This is a genomic window from Chamaesiphon sp. OTE_20_metabat_361 (genome assembly GCF_031364565.1).
In genome coordinates this window covers 1-2,128 of record NZ_JANLWO010000504.1, presented here as the reverse complement: position 1 = coordinate 2,128, position 2,128 = coordinate 1, and the positions used below count along the sequence as shown (strand labels likewise).

The 2,128-nt window shown below is 51.5% G+C and carries 2 protein-coding genes and 1 pseudogene; all 3 read left to right on the top strand.

The window, feature by feature from the left end; all coding sequences use genetic code 11:
* Positions 1-187, top strand: a pseudogene (locus RMO35_RS14735) (hypothetical protein); the annotation flags it as partial.
* Between the two features lie 63 nt (positions 188-250).
* Positions 251-1,021, top strand: coding sequence for a pentapeptide repeat-containing protein (locus tag RMO35_RS14730; RefSeq protein WP_309742084.1), 771 nt, complete (start codon positions 251-253; stop codon positions 1,019-1,021).
* A gap of 187 nt (positions 1,022-1,208) precedes the next feature.
* The coding region (locus RMO35_RS14725; RefSeq protein ID WP_309742083.1) for a DUF58 domain-containing protein at positions 1,209-2,128 on the top strand (920 nt) is incomplete at its 3' end.

The window sequence follows — 2,128 nt, the reverse complement described above, 5'->3', positions numbered from 1 at the left end:
GCCCGCTGAATTAGCGGCACTGCGGGCAAAATATCAGATCGATCGCTTGTTGCAGCAGCCACCCCGACATTCTGCTGACTTGTTCGCCCAGATCGAATCTGCCGATCGCGCCTGGGAACAAGCGCGTGCCCAGAGACAGTCGGAAGATACAAATGATACTGACGATCTCCGTAATCTCCCTTTCTAGAGCGAGGGTGATGGGGATTGTTGAAAAGCGCATTGCCCCCCATTCCCCAACCCCAAACCCCGAATGAAGAAACTTACCACCATTGCGACTACAATTTTACTGCTGAGTATGGCAACAACGGCTAATGCCGAAAATATCTCGCATCTGCGCCAACTGCTATCAACAAAAAGCTGTCAACAGTGCGACTTAGCAGGTGCTGGACTCGTGACTAACGATTTAGCTGGTGCTAAATTAGAGCGGGCAAATCTCGTCGGTGCCAATCTCTCTGGTGCAAATCTGGCTGGTGCGGACTTACGCGGTGCTAATTTAGCAGGTGCATCGCTCAATGGTGCGAATCTCACAGGCGCAGATTTACGCGGTGCGAATCTCAATGGTACGGATTTGCGATCGGCTTATCTGACTAATGCGAACGTGCAGGGTATCGATGTCCGCGCTGCTTATCTAGAAGGTGCTGTGGGTATTCCCATGACGCTGGGTACCGCCGATGACTTTTATAAGTGGGGCTATGCTGCTTGGCAAAAGAATGATTTTGCTGGTGCGGTGACAAATTACGATCGCGCCATCGGACTCAATCCCCAGCTCACAGGTGCTTATATTGCACGATCGATGGCGAGGTTTCGACTTCAGGATGATGAGGGTGCGATCCAGGATGCAATGGTAGCGGAGCGGTTATATTTTGCTAAGTCCGATCGTCAGGGTACTCAAGTCGCTCAAGCACTGATTGCTAAAATTAAGCTGGCTAGCAAGCCAAGTGATACTAATGTCAATCCTGGTAATGGCAATATGGTGGATCTGATTACGGGTTTGAGTTCGATGTTACTCAAGTTTTTCTAAACATCATGTTTAATTACTGATATCTTGCACCATAAGTAGGGTGGGCACTGCCCACCACATAGGTTTCAGCTATTACCTCTTACCTCTTACCTCTTACCTCTTACCTCTTACCTCTTACTCCCTACCCCCTATCCCCTAGCCGATCGAGATTTGAGCTAAAATCTTTGCACTTAGCAAATTGTTTGTAATGACTCAACTTCTTGGCTTTATTCCCAGTGCGCGGACATTGTGGCTGCTAGCAGGTGGCGGCGGATTGACGATGGTACTTGCGGTTTTAATTCCCGGCGCACAAGGGATCGCGATCGCGCTGACGTTTGCTTGGTACATTGGCATTCTAGTGTTAGCAGGAGTCGATGCTTGGCTCAGTCGTGCCGATCGCGTGCAGGTGAGCCGCAGTCCGATCGGGAAACTGTCGATCGGGCGTGATAATCCAGTTTCACTAACGGTTCAAGCCGTGTCAGTACCTGGGAAGGTGCGCCAGTTTAACTATCAGATTCGGGATGGGGTACCGCAAGATCTGCCGGGAACGCCGGAATTAATTGCTGGAGTTCAAAATACTGGTACGAGCGACACGATCGCCTATACAGTCCATCCTTACCGCCGTGGCGAGTACGATTGGCAAGGGATATATGTCCGCCAATTGAGTAGGTGGGGGTTGGCTTGGCAACAATGGCGGGTAGATGCCGCGCAAGCCGTGGCTGTCTATCCGGATTTGATTGGGTTGAAAGCGCTTTCGATTCGATTGGCGCTGCAATCTAGTGGAGCCATGCGCCAAGCGAGAAAGCGGGGGATGGGGACGGAATTTAGCGAGTTGCGCGAATATAATAGTGGCGACGATCCTAGATCGATCGATTGGAAAGCTACCGCTCGCCGCAATCGTCCGCTGATCCGCGTGCTGGAACCCGAGCAAGAACAAACGGTGATTATCTTACTCGATCGCGGGCGGTTGATGACGGCGAATATTCAGGGCTACAAGCGGTTCGATTTTGGCTTGAATGCGACGCTATCGTTGGCGCTGACGGCGATTCAACGGGGAGATCGCGTTGGGGTGGGGGTGTTCGATCGCTATTTGACGACTTGGATTCCGCCCCAGCAGGGACAAAATCA